Consider the following 16351-nt stretch of genomic DNA (forward strand, 5'->3'; position numbering starts at 1 on the left):
TGCCATGCCCATTGACGCTGTGACCGGCGGGGCCACAGCCCTCACGCCTGAAGCCGCAGCAAGCGAATTTCTGCACTCTCTAGCGAAGCCTGCTCACATTCTCGTCGCCGTTTCGGGCGGCAGCGATTCCACCGGGCTGCTGATTGCCCTTGCCGAGCGGCTGAAATCCTATCCTCACGAAAATATTACCCTGACCGCCGCGACCGTCGACCACGGATTGCGCGCCGCAGCTGCGGACGAAGCGCTGGAGGTTGCCGCACTCTGCGCCGCGCGCGGGATTTCTCATTTTGTCCGCCGCTGGGAGGGCGAAAAGCCTGAGACCGGCATCATGGCGGCGGCGCGCGAGGCGCGCTATGCGCTGCTTGCGGGCCTGGCCTTCGACATTTCCGCCGATGTGATCGTGACCGCCCATACGCTCGACGATCAGCGCGAGACGATGGTCATGCGCGCCGCGCGCCGTGCGCAAGGCGCTTACGGCACAGGTATTGCCGACGCGGTGTTGTTTGACAGACGCATCTGGATCATGAGGCCGTTTCTCGCCTGCCAGCGGGAGGATATCAGGGCCTATCTCAAGACGCATGGCGTACCCTGGCTCGACGACCCGAGCAACGAGGATGTGAAATACGAGCGGGTGCGCACCCGCATGGACCTTGCAAGGCAGCCCGTGGCCGAACCGCCGGCAGATGGCGGAGCCGATCGTGCCGCGCTTTCCAGGCGGGCGGCCGCATGGTTTGACGATCATGTCGCGATCCATGCGAGTGCGCTCTGCATCATCGACCGATCCGGTCTTTCGGCGGATGAAGCGGTCGTTGCCTATGCCCTGTCTTATCTTTCCGCCGCCTTCGGCGGCAGGACTTACGGGCCGGCGCGCGTGCAGATGGAGCGTGTTCTCGAATTTGTGAACGGGGCGAAATCCGGTCGGCGTACGGCCGGCGGAGTGGTCTTCGACCTGCGCCGCGACGCGCTTTACCTGATGCGAGAATGCCGCAATATCGTCGCTGTTTCGGTCTCGCCCGGCGAAAAGGGCAACTGGGATGGCCGCTTTGAGATAGCCAATTCTGGCTCGGCGCCGGTCGTCGTCAGCGCCAGCGGAGCGGAAAATGCGACGATTTTTCCGGCGAATCTGCCGAAAGGCGTGGTGCAGCGCGCCCGGGCGGCGATGCCATCGATTGCGCCGGCGGGGAGCTCGGGGGCGGCAGCGGTTGCGCTTCTGCCTTATCTTGCGCCCTTCGACCGCTTTTTGACACGATTCGACCTCACATTTGCGGATCGCCTATCTGTTGCTTTCGGCCGTGAAGCCTATAGGCGGCTGCCGCTTTCGGCCCTATAGACGGAAAAAACATGCACCGATGCGGTTTGCCTTGGCAACGGCTTGGCGCAACCCTATGTTAGGGATCAAGTAATGCCGTCGCTCAAGCGGCGGAAGTTTCAGTGCTGGGGAGTTCGATGAACCCTAATTTTCGTAATTTCGCTCTGTGGGCAATCATAGCCTTGTTGCTGATTGCCCTGTTCAGCATGTTTCAGAACGCGCCGGCACAAACAGGCTCCAGGGAAATACCGTATTCGCAGTTCCTCCGGGAAGTTGATTCCGGCCGCGTTCGTGACGTGACCGTCACGGGCAATCGTGTCGTCGGCAGCTATGTCGAAAACGGCACTCCCTTCCAGACCTATGCTCCGGTCATTGATGACAGCCTGCTTGAACGCCTGCAGACCAAAAACGTCAACATCGTCGCCCGTCCGGAATCGGATGGTTCCTCGAGCTTCCTGAGCTATCTCGGCACGCTGCTGCCGATGCTCCTGATCCTCGGCGTCTGGCTGTTCTTCATGCGGCAGATGCAGGGTGGCTCGCGCGGCGCCATGGGCTTTGGCAAGTCGAAGGCGAAGCTTTTGACGGAAGCGCATGGCCGCGTCACCTTCGATGACGTCGCAGGCGTCGACGAGGCCAAACAGGATCTGGAAGAGATTGTGGAATTCCTGCGCGACCCGCAGAAGTTCCAGCGCCTCGGCGGTCGCATCCCGCGCGGCGTTCTGCTCGTCGGTCCTCCGGGTACGGGTAAGACGCTTCTGGCACGCGCCATCGCCGGCGAAGCCAATGTGCCGTTCTTCACCATTTCCGGTTCCGACTTCGTTGAAATGTTCGTCGGCGTGGGTGCAAGCCGCGTCCGCGACATGTTCGAGCAGGCCAAGAAGAACGCGCCCTGCATCATCTTCATCGACGAAATCGACGCCGTCGGCCGCCATCGTGGCGCCGGTCTCGGCGGCGGTAACGACGAACGCGAACAGACGCTCAACCAGTTGCTGGTCGAGATGGACGGCTTCGAGGCCAATGAAGGCATCATCCTCATTGCCGCCACCAACCGTCCCGACGTTCTCGACCCTGCGCTGCTGCGTCCGGGCCGCTTCGACCGCCAGGTCGTCGTGCCGAACCCGGATATCGTCGGCCGCGAGCGTATCCTGAAAGTTCATGCCCGCAACGTGCCGCTGGCACCGAATGTCGATCTGAAGACGCTCGCACGCGGTACGCCCGGGTTCTCCGGTGCCGATCTGATGAACCTCGTCAACGAAGCCGCCCTCATGGCCGCACGCCGCAACAAGCGTCTGGTGACCATGCAGGAATTCGAAGACGCCAAGGACAAGATCATGATGGGCGCCGAGCGCCGCTCTTCGGCCATGACCGAAGCGGAAAAGAAGCTCACCGCCTATCACGAAGCCGGTCATGCGATCACGGCGCTCAAGGTTGCCGTTGCCGATCCGTTGCACAAGGCGACGATCATTCCGCGCGGCCGTGCGCTCGGCATGGTCATGCAGTTGCCGGAGGGTGACCGTTACTCCATGAGCTATATGTGGATGGTGTCGCGCCTCTGCATCATGATGGGTGGCCGCGTTGCCGAAGAGCTGACGTTCGGCAAGGAAAACATCACATCAGGCGCATCCTCGGATATCGAGCAGGCCACCAAGCTTGCCCGCGCCATGGTCACGCAATGGGGCTTCTCCGATCAGCTTGGTCAGGTTGCCTACGGCGAGAACCAGCAGGAAGTATTCCTCGGCCACTCGGTTTCGCAGTCGAAGAACGTGTCCGAGGCGACGGCGCAGACGATCGACACGGAAGTCCGCCGTCTGATCGACCAGGCGTATAGGCAGGCCAAGGATATTCTTACGGAGCATCACGATGGCTTCGTGGCGATCGCCGAAGGCTTGCTGGAATACGAGACGCTGACCGGCGACGAGATCAAGGCTCTCCTTCGCGGCGAAAAGCCGGCTCGCGATCTCGGTGACGACACGCCTCCGAGCCGTGGTTCGGCCGTGCCGAAGACCGGCGCGAAGAAGGACGGTTCGCTCGGCGCCAAGGGTGAAGAGCCCGAAAGCGGCTTCGAACCGCAGCCGCGCTAAAAGCGCGAAGGCGTTCAAAGCTTATGGTTGAGAGGCCAGCCACCTTTTTCGGGTGGCTGGCCTTTTGCTTTGCGAGCGCCAAAGGCAGGTAACGTTCGGGTGCCGGCCGAGGCTTACGGCAATCGCGGTATCAGGGCGAAGTAATGCGAACGGCATTGGCTGTGAATTGGACTATTGTTCATCTCGACCCGATACAGTTTTTTAGTGCTTATTAATGGTAACGCGTTGTAATAGGCGTTCTCGGTAATTTAAGTGCCGAGTTTTACGATCTGTGGCATGAGCCACGAGCACCGATGTTGGTAGTGTCGCTGGTTTCGAAGCGGCGATATCGGTGCCGCCGCAATCCTTGCGAGGACGCGGCAACGACAGGAGTGCATATGAAACGTCGTTATTTCGGAACTGACGGAATTCGCGGTCGATCCAATATCTATCCGATGACGCCGGATCTTGCCATGCGCGTGGGTATCGCTGCCGGCACGATCTTCCATCGAGGCAGTCATCGTCATCGCGTCGTGATCGGCAAGGATACGCGTCTTTCCGGCTATATGCTGGAAAATGCGATAGTGGCGGGCTTCACCGCGGCCGGTGTCGATGCTTTCGTTCTCGGCCCGATCCCGACGCCGGCGGTGGCCATGCTGACGCGTTCGTTGCGTGCCGATATCGGCGTTATGATTTCCGCCTCGCATAACCCTTATGAAGATAATGGCATCAAGCTCTTCGGCCCCGATGGCTACAAGCTCTCCGACGATCTGGAAATGAAGATCGAGGACATGCTCGACAGGGACATGTCGGAACATCTTGCCAAGTCCGAGAATATCGGTCGCGCCAAGCGTATCGACGGTGTCCATGACCGCTATATCGAGCATGCCAAGCGCACGCTGCCGCGCGATGTGACGCTGCAGGGGCTGCGGATCGCCATCGACTGCGCCAATGGTGCGGCCTACAAGGTTGCCCCGGCCGCCCTTTGGGAACTTGGCGCCGAGGTCGTGACCATCGGCAACGAACCGAACGGCACGAATATCAATCTGAATTGTGGCTCCACCAGCCCTGTCGCCCTTCAGAAGAAGGTGGACGAAGTGCGCGCCGATATCGGCATCGCGCTGGATGGCGACGCCGATCGCGTCATCATCGTCGATGAAACCGGCACGATCATCGATGGCGACCAGCTGATGGCCGTCATCGCCGAAAGCTGGGCCGAGAGCCAGACGCTGCGCGGCAACGGCATCGTTGCGACCGTGATGTCGAATCTCGGCCTGGAACGCTTCCTGGAAGAGCGCGGCATGTCGCTTGCCCGTACTGCCGTCGGCGACCGCTATGTCGTCGAGCATATGCGCCAGCACAATTACAATGTCGGCGGCGAGCAGTCCGGTCACATCGTTCTGTCCGACTACGGTACAACGGGCGACGGTCTCGTGGCCGCGCTGCAGATCCTTGCCGCGGTGAAGCGTACGGGCAAGCCGGTCAGCGAAGTCTGTCGCCGTTTCGATCCGGTGCCGCAGCTGCTGCGCAATGTCCGCATTTCCGGTGGCAAGCCGCTGGAGGATATTCAGGTACGGCAGGCAATCGCCGATGCGGAAAGCGAGCTTGCCCGCAGCGGTCGCCTGGTGATCCGCCCGTCCGGCACCGAGCCTCTGATCCGCGTCATGGCGGAAGGGGACGATCGCGGCCAGATCGAGCGTATCGTCGGCGGGCTGATCGACGTAATCTCAAGTGTGCGTTCGGCCGCCTGAACAGGCGGGAGAGAAGTCATTGCGGATATAATGCTATGGCCGTCCTATCGGGGCGGCCATAGTATTTCAGGCCTCGGAGTGATGTGCCGGCCTATTGGAACATTTCTCCGGGATAGGCACCCCAGAGCTTGTCCTGCCTGATATAGCCTTTTGCGGAATGCTCGCGGACGGAAACGCGGCACCATGTTCCGGTACAGGATTGTAGCGAAACCAGTACGCGCGGCTGCAGTTCCGCAATTGCCCCTGCGGCCGGATTGGGATCGGCGCGCAGCATGGCATTCTTCGTCAGCCAGGACGCGATCACGGCCGTGCGCGTTCCGGAAAGCAGGGCGCTGTGCATCCAGCCGGTCACGCCGGTATCGTCGCGGACCTGCCGCCAATGGCCGTATTCGTCGATGATTTCCATCGGAAGGCCCGGCTTCGTATAGATCCATTTCGTGGCATAGATCGTCGACGGTCCCACGCGCATGCGCGCCTTATGGGCTCTCAGCGAAACATAGCGCGGGATCGGCAAGCCCGTTTCGCGCCCCTTGTTCCAGGCCGTAACCGTGGCTGTTATCGGCTTTGCCGGCATCGTACCGGCCAGCGCGGCGGAGCTCAGGAAGACAAAAGCAAGGCCCAAGCCGGCCCATATTGTTCGACGGTAAGTCAACGACTTCCTCCTGAGTTATCTCCCGGCCGCGGCACTGTAATGGTTCGATTCTTGCCAATTGGTTTAGAAAGCCGGCTTCAGAATATCCGCAGCTCCCGCGCCATGGTGGAGAAAGCAAGGATGCAGGCGAGCGTATCTCATTCTCTTTATTTAAAAATCTTGGTTTGCTAATATATAAAATAAAGTATAACTCCTGAATAAACAGGGTAAATATTCGTAGTTAATCAGGTTTTAACTCCTTTTCATCATTATCCTTGTCATGTCTTTTCAGTTGGCAAGCATTTGCTGTGCCAAGGGCAAGAAATTTGGAGCCAAAGCCATGATGAAAACCCTGATCGGGGCACTTGCCACTTTGCTTGTCGGCACGTCGGCCTTTTCCGCTGATCTTTATACACCGGAACCCGTCCAGCCGGCACCGGAGGTAAGTGTCGCCCAATCCGGCGGCTGGTACCTGCGCGGCGATGTCGGCTATGCCTTCACGAACCTGCGCGGCGCCAACTACTTCCAGGGCTCCAATTCCAGCCTGGTCGATTTCAACAGCGCAAAGGTCGATGGCAATGTCACGCTCGGTGGCGGTGTCGGTTACCAGATCAACAACTACCTGCGCACGGACTTGACGCTCGACTACCTCTTCAAGTCCGATTTCAAGGGCTCGACGAAGGGCGATTGCGGCGGTTGCGGTCCGGGCTATACGGCCGTGCCGGCGACCTCCCGTGACCTGGCGTCCCTGACCGCCTACAGCTTGCTTGCCAACGCCTATGTCGATCTCGGCACCTACGGCATCTTCACTCCCTATGTCGGTGGCGGTCTCGGCGGCACCTATGTCAAGTGGAGCAATCTGAAGAACACGTCCTGCTCCGACGCCAATCCGGATTCATGCGACGGATCGGTCACGCATAACGGCCGTGGCAGCTGGCGCTTCACCTACGCGCTGATGGCCGGTACCTCCATCGACCTGACCTGCAACCTCAAGGCCGACGTCGGTTATCGCTACCGCCACGTTCAGGGCGGCGACATGTTCGGTTACAACGAGAATGGCGGTCCTGGCTACGACAAGGGTCTGAACCTGCACGAAGCCCGCATCGGTGCCCGCTACACCTTCGGCGGCTGCCAGACCGCAAGCTACATGCCGCCGGCAGACATTCCGGTTCAGCCACCGGTCTACAAGTAAGCGATCTCCATACAAGCCACTGAAAAGCCGTCCGGTTTCCTCCGGACGGCTTTTCGCTTTTTGTCCGTCCCGTTAAGCAATTCTCCGCCGCCTTAAAGCTTCATTAACCATGAATTCCCTATGGTTAATGAAATGAGAATGGCGGCTTTCCCTGATCGAACTCCCGTTTGAGGGGCGTCGCAGATAAGGGCAGGCCGGCCGACTTGACGCGCTGGCGTCAGCCTGAGGATGGAAGGCGAGGGGTAATGATCCGTTTTGACGCTTTGGCGCTGGCCGCGGCGATGGCAGGCGCATCGGCGGGTGTTGCCATCGCGGCCGATGCTGCGCCGCCGGAGATCAAGATGCCCGAGGTCAGCGTCAAGGATGCCAAGGGATGGTATGTGCGCGGCGACGTCGGCTATGCGGTTAACGCCAGCCGCACCGACACGAGGTTTCGTGCCTATGATCCGACTGGCGGCGATTACAGCTCGAACAGCTTTGATTCGACTCGCTTCGGGGGCGATTTTTCCGGCAGCCTCGGCGTCGGCTACCAGTTCAACGATCTCTTTCGTGCCGACGTCACCGGCGATCTCTTCAGCGGTGATTTCAATGGCAGCATTTCGAGCGATGCACCTTGTTCCGGAGGGGTGGGCGGCACAGGATGTTCGACGAAAGCGCGTTCCTCCTTCAGGGCCGGCAGCCTGATGGTCAACGGCTATGTCGATCTTGGAACGCTTGCAGGCTTCACGCCCTATGTCGGCGCCGGTCTCGGCGCCACGCGCGTTTCCTGGAGCAGCGTCAATACCATCGGCTCCTGCGTCGATGGCGCTGTGGGCTGCGGCGGTGCTGCTTCGGTCAGTGCGCGCTATCCCGGTGACAGCGACTGGCGCCTGACCTACGCCTTGATGGCAGGTGTCGCCTATGAGGTGGCGCCGAACATCAAGGTCGATCTTGGCTATCGCTTCTCCCATATCGCGGGTGGCGACATGTTCGGCGATTCGACGGCCAGCGCCGGGGGTGCGACGGGCCACGACGGCGCACTATCGCGCCATGAAATTCGCATCGGCTTGCGGATCACCACCTGGTAGGGGTGGATGCCTACGGCGTTGTCAGCACGTAGGCGATGCGCCGGAAGAAATCCAAGGTTCGGAAGATGTGAGCGGGTATGCGCCGCCATGCAGAGGATTTGGCAGCGCGATAATCGCGGCGCCAGCCGATCATGGTCGTTCTCTGCAGCCGGCTGAAACCGGTAATGTTTGCGCGCGTGCTGACGATGGATATGCGCATGTCCCAGCCGCGCTCCACGGCCACATCCCAGGGCAGCGACATGATGGCCAGCGATTTCACGATCTTTTCGGCGCCCTCACGCGTGACGAGATAGCAGGCCGTCGAACCTTGCGGGCCGAAGAGGCAGCGACCGACCACATCTCCCATTCTGCTGCGCGTCATGGCGCGGAAGCCATTCCAGCGGTGATTGACGAGTTTGACCAGGCCGGCGCTGGGCGCTGCTTCCTTCGCCGCTATGGCGCGTGCGAGGAAATCGATATCCAAGGCGACATCGTCCTCGATGATGACAGCCATTTCGTCGCCGCTCGCCAGAAACCGGTGCAGGGCCAGCAGGTGGCTGCGATAGCAGCCATACTCACCGGGCAGGATGGTGCGGCCGTGGCGGCGCTGGAAGCGATCGTGATCGACGTCGATCCATTGATTGCGCGGGACAAGGGCGCCATCGACGCCATCGACCCGCTCGAACCGGAAGCCGAACTCATCGCTCTGCCGCTGGATCTCCGCGAGCCGTTCTGCTGCCCGGTCGATATTGATAAGATAGACCGGAATGGTCTGCAGAGGCGTGAAAGAGGTTTCGGCGAGCGCAGTTAGGGACATCGAGCACACTTGTTATTTCCATCGGCGCAATCGGCGAGCGCCAAGCCATATATGATTGCGCATCAACATAGAAACCAGATTCTGTGGCGTTAAATTTGGCTTATTTCCATTGCGCGTGACTTGCGTGCCATCAAAAATCTCGCACGAATTTGTGATGGAGTACCACCTGCAATTTTTACCATTGCACTTGCGGGCGGCTTCCAATATATCCGGCGGCGGGACACCCTTCCCCAACGAAGGGCTTTCTATCTGAGAGGATAGCGTTATGACTAAGCTCGCCAAGCCGGACATACGTCCGAATAATACCCATTTCTCTTCTGGTCCATGCTCGAAGCGTCCCGGTTGGACGCTTAACGCTCTTTCCGACGCGGCCCTTGGCCGTTCGCACCGCGCGAAGGTCGGCAAAGCCAAGCTGAAGCAGGCCATCGACCTCACTCGCGAAATTCTGGAAGTGCCGGCGGATTACCGCATCGGCATTGTTCCCGCTTCCGACACCGGCGCCGTCGAAATGGCGCTGTGGTCTCTGCTCGGTGAACGCGGCGTCGATATGCTCGCGTGGGAAAGCTTCGGCGCCGGCTGGGTTACCGATGTCATCAAGCAGCTGAAGCTCAAGGACGTCCGCAAACTTGAAGCTGGCTACGGCGAGCTACCCGATCTTTCCACCGTCGATTTCGACCGCGACGTGGTCTTCACCTGGAACGGCACCACCTCCGGCGTGCGCGTTCCGAACGGCGATTTCATCCCGGCCGACCGCAAGGGCCTGACGATCTGCGACGCCACTTCGGCCGCCTTCGCTCAGAACCTCGATTTTGCCAAGCTCGATGTCGTCACCTTCTCCTGGCAGAAGGTTCTGGGCGGCGAGGGCGCACATGGCGTCATCATCCTTTCACCGCGCGCCGTCGAGCGCCTGACCACCTACGTCCCAGCCTGGCCGCTGCCGAAGATCTTCCGCATGACCAGCGGCGGCAAGCTGATTGAAGGCATCTTCACCGGCGAGACGATCAACACGCCTTCGATGCTCTGCGTCGAAGATTATATCGACGCTCTCCTCTGGGCCAAGGATCTCGGCGGCCTGAAGGCGCTGATCGGCCGTGCCGATGCCAATGCCAAGGTCATCCATGACTTTGTTGCCGCCAACGACTGGATCGCCAATCTCGCCGTCAAGGCCGAGACCGAATCCAACACGTCGGTCTGCCTGAAGATCGTCGACAAGGATGTTGCCGCTCTCGATGAGGACGGTCAGGCGAATTTCGCCAAGGGCTTGGTTGCGCTTCTCGAAAAGGAAGCGGTTGCTTTTGACGTCGGTCACTACCGCGATGCCCCGTCGGGTCTGCGCATCTGGGCAGGTGCGACGATCGAAGCTTCCGACATGCAGAAGCTGATGCCTTGGCTCGCCTGGGCTTTCGAAACGCAGAAGGCGACGCTCTCCCAGGCTGCTGCCTGAGACCTTAAGCGTTCATGGCTCCGCCTATAGGGCGGAGCCCAGCATTCCGAACTTCTTTTTATTTTCACGCAATTCCGGACGGAAAACCGCTTCGCACTTTTCCTGGATTGCTTGTCTTACCCGATCTTTTTCAGGAGGCCTACCATGGCACCTCGCGTTCTCGTATCCGACGAACTGTCGGAAACCGCCGTTCAGATCTTCCGCGATCGCGGCGTCGAAGTCGATTTCCAGCCGCAGCTCGGCAAGGACAAGGACAAGCTGTTCGAAATCATCGGCAGGTATGATGGCCTTGCCATCCGTTCGGCCACCAAGGTGACGGAGAAGATCATCGAAGCGGCGAAGAACCTCAAGGTCGTTGGCCGCGCCGGTATCGGCGTCGACAATGTCGATATTCCGGCCGCCTCACGCCGCGGTATCATCGTCATGAACACGCCGTTCGGCAATTCGATCACGACGGCCGAGCATGCGATCGCGCTGATGTTTGCCGTTGCCCGCCAGCTTCCGGCTGCCGACGCCTCGACCCAGGCCGGCAAGTGGGAAAAGTCGAAGTTCATGGGTGTCGAAATCACCGGCAAGACGCTCGGCATCATCGGCGCCGGCAATATCGGCTCTATCGTCATTGCCCGCGCTCTCGGCTTGAAGATGCATGTCCTTGCCTATGACCCCTTCCTGTCGAAGGAGCGCGCTGAGGAAATGGGCGTGACCAAGGTCGAGCTCGACGAACTCTTCGCCCGTGCCGACTTCATCACGCTGCATGTGCCGCTGACCGACAAGACCCGCAACGTCATCGACGCCAGCGCTATCGCCAAGATGAAGCAGGGTGTCCGCATCATCAACTGCGCCCGCGGCGGTCTCGTCGATGAGGCAGCTCTCGCCGCTGCCATCAAATCAGGCCATGTCGCTGGTGCCGCCTTCGACGTCTTCGAAGTCGAGCCGGCCAAGGAAAGCCCGCTGTTCGGCCTGCCGAACGTCGTCTGCACGCCGCATCTCGGTGCCTCGACGACAGAAGCGCAGGAAAACGTCGCTCTGCAGGTCGCCGAGCAGATGGCCGACTACCTCGTCAAGGGTGCCGTCTCGAACGCGATCAACATGCCCTCGATCACCGCCGAAGAAGCGCCGATCCTGAAGCCCTTCATCAAGCTTGCCGATGTTCTCGGCGCCTTCGTCGGTCAGGTCACCGAAGAGCCGATCAAGGAAATCGAGATCCTCTACGACGGCGTCACCGCCAACATGAACACGAAAGCCCTGACGAGCGCGTTGCTCGCCGGCCTGATCCGCAATCAGGTTGCCGACGTCAACATGGTCTCGGCGCCGATCATGATCAAGGAAAAGGGTATCGTGCTTGCCGAAGTCAAGCGCGACAAGACCGGCGTCTATGACGGCTATATCAAGCTGACCGTCACCACCGACAGCATGACGCGCTCCGTTGCCGGCACGGTCTTTTCGGACGGCAAGCCGCGCTTCATCCAGATCAAGGGCATCAACCTCGATGCGGATGTCGGCAATCACATGGTCTATATCGCCAACACCGACGTTCCCGGCATGATCGGCTTCATCGGCACGGCGCTCGGCTCCGCCGGCGTCAACATCGCCAACTTCCAGCTCGGTCGCGACAAGCAGGGCGGCGATGCCATCGCGCTCCTCTATGTCGATGGCCCGATCAGCGACGACGTGCTTGCCAAGCTCACGGCGCATCAGGCGATCCGCCAGGCAAAGCCGCTGGTGTTCAACGTCGACTGAGCCTGCCCGTCTTCTGAAGGGCGGCGACCACGCAGCTCGCTCCTGCCAAGAGCCAATCCGAAAGCCCGGCGCAACGCGAGTTGCGCCGGGCTTTCTTCGTAATTGCACGGGTTGTGGATAAGGTCGGCTCGTAGACTATCGAGGCCGACCAAACGCGCCTATCTCTTGTGTCATGGAGGCTTTGCGGAAGAACATTCTCGGGGAAGGAATGGGCACGCCGATCGAGTGGCTGGCCAAGCCTGCCTCCGTGGCGATCGTGCTGTTTGCGCGGGCCATCACGGCAGTCAGGGCGATATGGCCTGAGAGCGGCATACGCACTCGCCATTGCATCTATTTCGCCAATCATTCCAGCCATGGCGATTTCATCCTGATCTGGACTGTCCTGCCGCCTCGATTGCGCCGTCGCGTCCGGCCGGTGGCGGGCGCCGATTATTGGCTGAAATCGCCGCTGAATAGCTTTATCGGCCGGGACGTCTTCAATGCCGTATTGATCGAGCGGGATCGTGAGGCACGCAAGGAGGACCCGGTCACGCAGATGACGCAGGCACTCGACGCTGGCTCCTCTTTGATCCTGTTTCCGGAAGGCACGCGCAATCTGACCGATCAACCGCTGCAGCCGTTCAAGAGCGGGCTTTTCCACCTTGCTAAGGCACGCCCGGATATCGACCTCGCTCCCGTCTGGATCGACAATCTCAATAGGGTCATGCCCAAGGGAGAGTTCGTGCCCATTCCGCTGATCTGCACCGTCACGTTCGGCGAGGCCCTGCACATCGGCGAGGCAGAGGAGAAGGCGGATTTCCTGGCGAGGGCACAATCGGCTTTGCTGGCGCTCGCGCCGAAGCGGGCGGGAGACTGAGCATGAGTGCTGCCAGCGCCGATCTGATCCATCTCGTTCTCGGCATCTTCGGCGTGCTGATCGTCGCCTCGATCATCGGCTATGTGCTGCAGCAGCGCCTGTCGCCCGATGGGTCGAATGCCGCGATCGAAAACCTGAATGCGCGTATCAAGGCTTGGTGGGTGATGGTGGTGCTGATCGGCATCGCCTTCGTGGCTGGCCGGGCCGGCGTCATCCTGCTCTTTGCCTTCTGCTCCTTTGCGGCGCTGCGCGAGTTCGTGACGCTGATCAACACGAAGCGGGCCGACCATTGGGCGCTTGCTGCTGCCTTCTTCGTCGCCCTGCCGGTGCAATATTATCTGCTCTGGGCCGAGCAATACGGCATCTACTCGATCTTCATTCCCGTTTACGCCTTCCTGTTCATGCCGATCATCGCGGTGTTGCGCGGCGATACCGAACGCTTCCTGGTGCGCATTGCCGAAATACAATGGGCGCTTATGATCTGCGTCTTCTGCGCCTCGCACGTGCCGGCGTTGTTGACGCTGCATATTCCCGGCTATGAAGGCCGCAACGTGCTGCTGATCGCCTTCCTGGTGATCGTCGTCCAGCTGAGCGATGTCCTGCAATATGTCTGGGGCAAGCTTTTCGGGAAAACGAAGATCGCGCCGCGGCTGTCGCCATCGAAGACCGTGGAGGGCTTTGTTGGCGGCGTGGTCAGCGCCTCGTTGATCGGCGCTGCGCTCTGGTGGGTGACGCCGTTCACGCCGCTGCAAGCCGGACTGCTGGCCTTCGTCATCACGATCATGGGCTTCTTCGGCGGTCTCGTGATGTCGGCAATCAAGCGAGATCGCGGCGTCAAGGACTGGGGCCATCTCATCGAAGGCCATGGCGGGCTGATCGACCGGCTGGACTCGGTCGTTTTCTCGGCGCCCATCTTCTTCCACCTCGTTCGCTTCTGGTGGTCCGTGTCATGACCGGCCGGCTGAAAGCGCTTGCCGGCAGCAGCGTCGTGCATGTGCTTTTCGCATTCCTTGCCATGGGTAGCTGGGCCGTCTTTGCCAATCGTGCGTATCCGATGCCGCGGCCTTTGATATCGGGCCTCGTGCAGGGCGTGCTGTCGGGTTGCCTGACGCTGTTTCTGAAGTCCGTGGTCGAGGCTCTGTCGCGGCGGTTCAGCGGCTTTACGACCCTCTGGGCGCCGCCGCTGATCGCGTGCCTCGGCTCGGCGGCGATCCTGATGACGATCCATGCCTTGAGCGGCACACCGGAGATCTTGAAGACGATCGCCGTGCCGCTGCTGGTGTCATCAAGCTATGCGGCAATCTATAATTATTCGATTTCCGGCGGGAGGCGTCCAAGAATGACAGGTGAGGGCCATGACGGGTGAGACAACAGGCGACAGGCGGCCATTGGCCAGCCGCAATACGCGATGGGCGCAGGCCCTGGCGCGGCGCATGACGGCGCTCTCGGTGACGCCGAACCAGATATCGCAGGCGAGCATGGCGATGGCAGCACTGGCTGGGGCCTCGTTCTGGCTCTCCGGCACTGCCGGCGGTGTCGGGACGCGGTTGGTCTTGCTGATCCTTGCCGCCCTGTTCTGCCAATTTCGCCTGCTCTGCAACCTGCTTGACGGCATGGTGGCGGTCGAGGGCGGTAAGGGCGAGGCCGACGGACCGTTCTGGAACGAATTCCCGGATCGCATCGCCGATATCCTGATTTTTGCCGGTATCGGCTATGGCATCGCCGCACCGGGGCTCGGCTGGGCGGCTGCCGCCCTTGCCGTGCTGACGGCCTATGTCCGGGAGCTTGGCCGGGCCACCGGCAACCCGAGCGATTTCGGCGGGCCGATGGCCAAACAGCATCGCATGGCGGTCGCTACGGCTGCCGCACTCCTCTCTATCCTCGAGGCTCTCTGGAGCGGCGGCAGCTGGGTTTTGACGATCGCGCTCTGGATCGTCGCCATCGGATCGGCGATGACAGTCTTGCGGCGCGCGGGCAATCTGATCCGGCATCTGAAGGCAAAGGAGTGATTCGCGATTCGCTCCACCCCTTGCATGGAATGGCAATCCTTTCTATATCCGTCCACAATTGAGGCTGGCTGCAAAGAGCGGCCACTGGCCCCGCGTGAAAATTCGCCGTTTTTGCATGGCATCCGGCGGTGACAAGCATGACCCCAAAAAGTGTGCAGCAGTTTTTGGATCAGATCATGCGAAATCAAATGAAGAGAGCGTGACGACGTTTCGAAGAAACGTCATCCCGCTCGGCAGCATCGAAGATCGTTCAAGACTGGCGGCAACGACCGTGAATACACTGGATTTTGACAAGAGGCCGGAAGATACCCGCGTCGTCGTCGCCATGTCGGGCGGTGTCGACAGCTCGGTCGTCGCCGGCATTTTGAAGCGGCAGGGCTATGATGTGCTCGGCATTACGCTGCAGCTCTATGACCATGGCGCCGCCGTGCATCGCGCCGGCTCCTGTTGCGCCGGCCAGGATATCGACGATGCCCGCCGCGTTTGCGAGACGCTTGGCATCCCGCACTACGTGCTCGACTATGAGAAGCGCTTCCGCGAGACGGTGATCAATCCCTTCGCCGAGAGCTATGTCGCCGGCGAGACGCCGATCCCTTGCGTGGCCTGCAACCAGACCGTCAAGTTCGCGGACCTCCTGCTGACCGCCAAGGAACTCGGCGCCGATGCGCTGGCGACCGGCCATTACATTCGCTCACGCCCGAACCCTTCCGCCGATAATCCTGCCCGCCGTGCGCTTTATCGCCCGGCCGATGCCGATCGCGACCAGAGCTATTTCCTTTTCGCGACGACGCAGGAGCAGATCGATTACCTGCGCTTTCCGCTCGGCGGCATGCCTAAGGCCGAGACACGCACACTTGCCGAGGAGATGGGCCTCGTCGTCGCCAAGAAGGCCGACAGCCAGGACATCTGTTTCGTGCCGCAGGGCAAGTATTCCGATGTGATCGCCAAACTGAAGCCGAATGCAGCGCTTGCCGGCGAGATCGTTCATCTCGACGGCCGCGTGCTCGGGCACCATGAAGGCATCCTGCACTACACGATCGGCCAGCGCCGCGGCATTGGCGTTGCGACCGGTGAGCCGCTCTACGTCGTCTATCTCGACGCCCGCTCGCGCCGCGTCATCGTCGGCCCGAAGGAAGCGCTGGAAACGCACCGCGTCTATCTGCGCGATGTCAACTGGCTGGGCGACGAGCCGTTGTCGCAGGCGGCTTCCGGCGAGGGCTTTGCCTGCTTCGCCAAGGTCCGCTCCACTCGCGCGCCGTCTCCGGCCGTGCTGCATATCGATGCCAGCGGCATCTATGTCGACCTGACGATCGGCGAGGCAGGCGTCGCCCCGGGGCAGGCCTGCGCGCTCTACTCGGCACCGGGCGACGACGCCCGCGTCTATGGCGGCGGCTTCATCGAACGTTCGGAACGCGAGCCGATGGCGGAAGCTTCTCTGAAGGCTTTGCTCGCCAGCCCGGTGGCTGCCTGAGGAGAGATGGCGCCGGCGCAAGAGA

The 16351-nt window shown here is 60.9% G+C and carries 14 protein-coding genes; 12 read left to right on the forward strand and 2 right to left on the reverse strand.

The features are described 5' to 3' along the window. Positions 1-4: 4 nt before the first annotated feature. From tilS to glmM, 3 genes are all read left to right on the forward strand, one after another. Positions 5-1330 carry a tRNA lysidine(34) synthetase TilS gene (tilS, locus tag ACIQWP_RS05715; RefSeq protein ID WP_402783347.1) on the forward strand — a complete coding sequence of 442 codons (1326 nt, stop codon included), beginning with the start codon at positions 5-7 and terminating at the stop codon, positions 1328-1330. Positions 1331-1446: 116 nt separating this feature from the next. Next, positions 1447-3390: an ATP-dependent zinc metalloprotease FtsH gene (gene ftsH, locus ACIQWP_RS05720; protein ID WP_402783349.1), complete on the forward strand. Its 1944-nt coding sequence runs from the start codon at positions 1447-1449 to the stop codon at positions 3388-3390. A gap of 377 nt (positions 3391-3767) precedes the next feature. Continuing rightward, the gene (gene glmM, locus ACIQWP_RS05725; RefSeq protein ID WP_402783351.1) at positions 3768-5120 is read left to right on the forward strand and encodes a phosphoglucosamine mutase; all 1353 of its coding nucleotides are present in this window, start codon (positions 3768-3770) and stop codon (positions 5118-5120) included. Positions 5121-5211: 91 nt separating this feature from the next. On the opposite strand, the gene ACIQWP_RS05730 is transcribed toward glmM, so the two are convergent. Further along, the gene (locus ACIQWP_RS05730; RefSeq protein WP_402783353.1) at positions 5212-5772 is read right to left on the reverse strand and encodes an SH3 domain-containing protein; all 561 of its coding nucleotides are present in this window, start codon (positions 5770-5772) and stop codon (positions 5212-5214) included. A gap of 319 nt (positions 5773-6091) precedes the next feature. Here ACIQWP_RS05730 and ACIQWP_RS05735 point away from each other — a divergent pair, with 319 nt between their 5' ends. Together ACIQWP_RS05735 and ACIQWP_RS05740 are read left to right on the forward strand one after the other, a co-directional pair. Further along, positions 6092-6943, forward strand: a complete 852-nt coding sequence (locus ACIQWP_RS05735) for an outer membrane protein (RefSeq protein ID WP_402783355.1) — start codon at positions 6092-6094, stop codon at positions 6941-6943. A gap of 245 nt (positions 6944-7188) precedes the next feature. Further along, positions 7189-8010, forward strand: a complete 822-nt coding sequence (locus tag ACIQWP_RS05740) for an outer membrane protein (RefSeq protein WP_402783357.1) — start codon at positions 7189-7191, stop codon at positions 8008-8010. A 10-nt stretch (positions 8011-8020) separates the two neighbouring features. On the opposite strand, the gene ACIQWP_RS05745 is transcribed toward ACIQWP_RS05740, so the two are convergent. Further along, complete coding sequence (locus tag ACIQWP_RS05745; protein WP_402783359.1) at positions 8021-8806, reverse strand: glycosyltransferase family 25 protein; 786 nt, start codon at positions 8804-8806, stop codon at positions 8021-8023. 265 nt (positions 8807-9071) lie between these two features. Here ACIQWP_RS05745 and ACIQWP_RS05750 point away from each other — a divergent pair, with 265 nt between their 5' ends. The 7 genes from ACIQWP_RS05750 (at position 9072) to mnmA (ending at position 16326) form a co-directional block, all read left to right on the forward strand. Then, on the forward strand, positions 9072-10250 hold the full coding sequence (locus tag ACIQWP_RS05750; protein WP_402783361.1) for a phosphoserine transaminase: 1179 nt from the start codon (positions 9072-9074) through the stop codon (positions 10248-10250). 144 nt (positions 10251-10394) lie between these two features. Then, positions 10395-11990 (forward strand): phosphoglycerate dehydrogenase, encoded by a 1596-nt coding sequence (gene serA / locus ACIQWP_RS05755; RefSeq protein ID WP_047629134.1) that lies wholly within the window; start codon positions 10395-10397, stop codon positions 11988-11990. Positions 11991-12198: 208 nt separating this feature from the next. Then, entirely contained in the window at positions 12199-12846 is a 648-nt protein-coding gene (locus ACIQWP_RS05760; protein WP_402783364.1) for a lysophospholipid acyltransferase family protein, read from the forward strand. A 2-nt stretch (positions 12847-12848) separates the two neighbouring features. Next, positions 12849-13799 (forward strand): phosphatidate cytidylyltransferase, encoded by a 951-nt coding sequence (locus ACIQWP_RS05765; protein ID WP_402783366.1) that lies wholly within the window; start codon positions 12849-12851, stop codon positions 13797-13799. Beyond that, a complete protein-coding gene (locus ACIQWP_RS05770; RefSeq protein ID WP_402783368.1) occupies positions 13796-14212 on the forward strand; it encodes a hypothetical protein in 417 nt (138 codons plus the stop codon). Before ACIQWP_RS05765 ends, ACIQWP_RS05770 begins: the two co-directional genes overlap by 4 nt. Beyond that, a complete protein-coding gene (locus ACIQWP_RS05775) occupies positions 14202-14855 on the forward strand; it encodes a CDP-alcohol phosphatidyltransferase family protein (RefSeq protein WP_402783370.1) in 654 nt (217 codons plus the stop codon). The genes ACIQWP_RS05770 and ACIQWP_RS05775 overlap by 11 nt, the downstream gene beginning before the upstream one ends. A 271-nt stretch (positions 14856-15126) precedes the next feature. Then, a complete protein-coding gene (mnmA, locus tag ACIQWP_RS05780) occupies positions 15127-16326 on the forward strand; it encodes a tRNA 2-thiouridine(34) synthase MnmA (RefSeq protein WP_402784354.1) in 1200 nt (399 codons plus the stop codon). The last annotated feature ends 25 nt before the right edge of the window (positions 16327-16351 follow it).

Source organism: Rhizobium sp. NPDC090279 (assembly GCF_044769665.1).
Taxonomy (GTDB): Bacteria; Pseudomonadota; Alphaproteobacteria; order Rhizobiales; family Rhizobiaceae; genus Rhizobium.

Coding starts and splice junctions, on each gene's coding strand:
- tilS (WP_402783347.1), top strand. CDS start 5: ATGCCCATTGACGCTGTGACCGGCGGGGCCACAGCCCTCACGCCTGAA.
- ftsH (WP_402783349.1), top strand. CDS start 1,447: ATGAACCCTAATTTTCGTAATTTCGCTCTGTGGGCAATCATAGCCTTG.
- glmM (WP_402783351.1), top strand. CDS start 3,768: ATGAAACGTCGTTATTTCGGAACTGACGGAATTCGCGGTCGATCCAAT.
- ACIQWP_RS05735 (WP_402783355.1), top strand. CDS start 6,092: ATGATGAAAACCCTGATCGGGGCACTTGCCACTTTGCTTGTCGGCACG.
- ACIQWP_RS05740 (WP_402783357.1), top strand. CDS start 7,189: ATGATCCGTTTTGACGCTTTGGCGCTGGCCGCGGCGATGGCAGGCGCA.
- ACIQWP_RS05745 (WP_402783359.1), bottom strand. CDS start 8,806: ATGTCCCTAACTGCGCTCGCCGAAACCTCTTTCACGCCTCTGCAGACC.
- ACIQWP_RS05750 (WP_402783361.1), top strand. CDS start 9,072: ATGACTAAGCTCGCCAAGCCGGACATACGTCCGAATAATACCCATTTC.
- serA (WP_047629134.1), top strand. CDS start 10,395: ATGGCACCTCGCGTTCTCGTATCCGACGAACTGTCGGAAACCGCCGTT.
- ACIQWP_RS05760 (WP_402783364.1), top strand. CDS start 12,199: ATGGGCACGCCGATCGAGTGGCTGGCCAAGCCTGCCTCCGTGGCGATC.
- ACIQWP_RS05765 (WP_402783366.1), top strand. CDS start 12,849: ATGAGTGCTGCCAGCGCCGATCTGATCCATCTCGTTCTCGGCATCTTC.
- ACIQWP_RS05770 (WP_402783368.1), top strand. CDS start 13,796: ATGACCGGCCGGCTGAAAGCGCTTGCCGGCAGCAGCGTCGTGCATGTG.
- ACIQWP_RS05775 (WP_402783370.1), top strand. CDS start 14,202: ATGACGGGTGAGACAACAGGCGACAGGCGGCCATTGGCCAGCCGCAAT.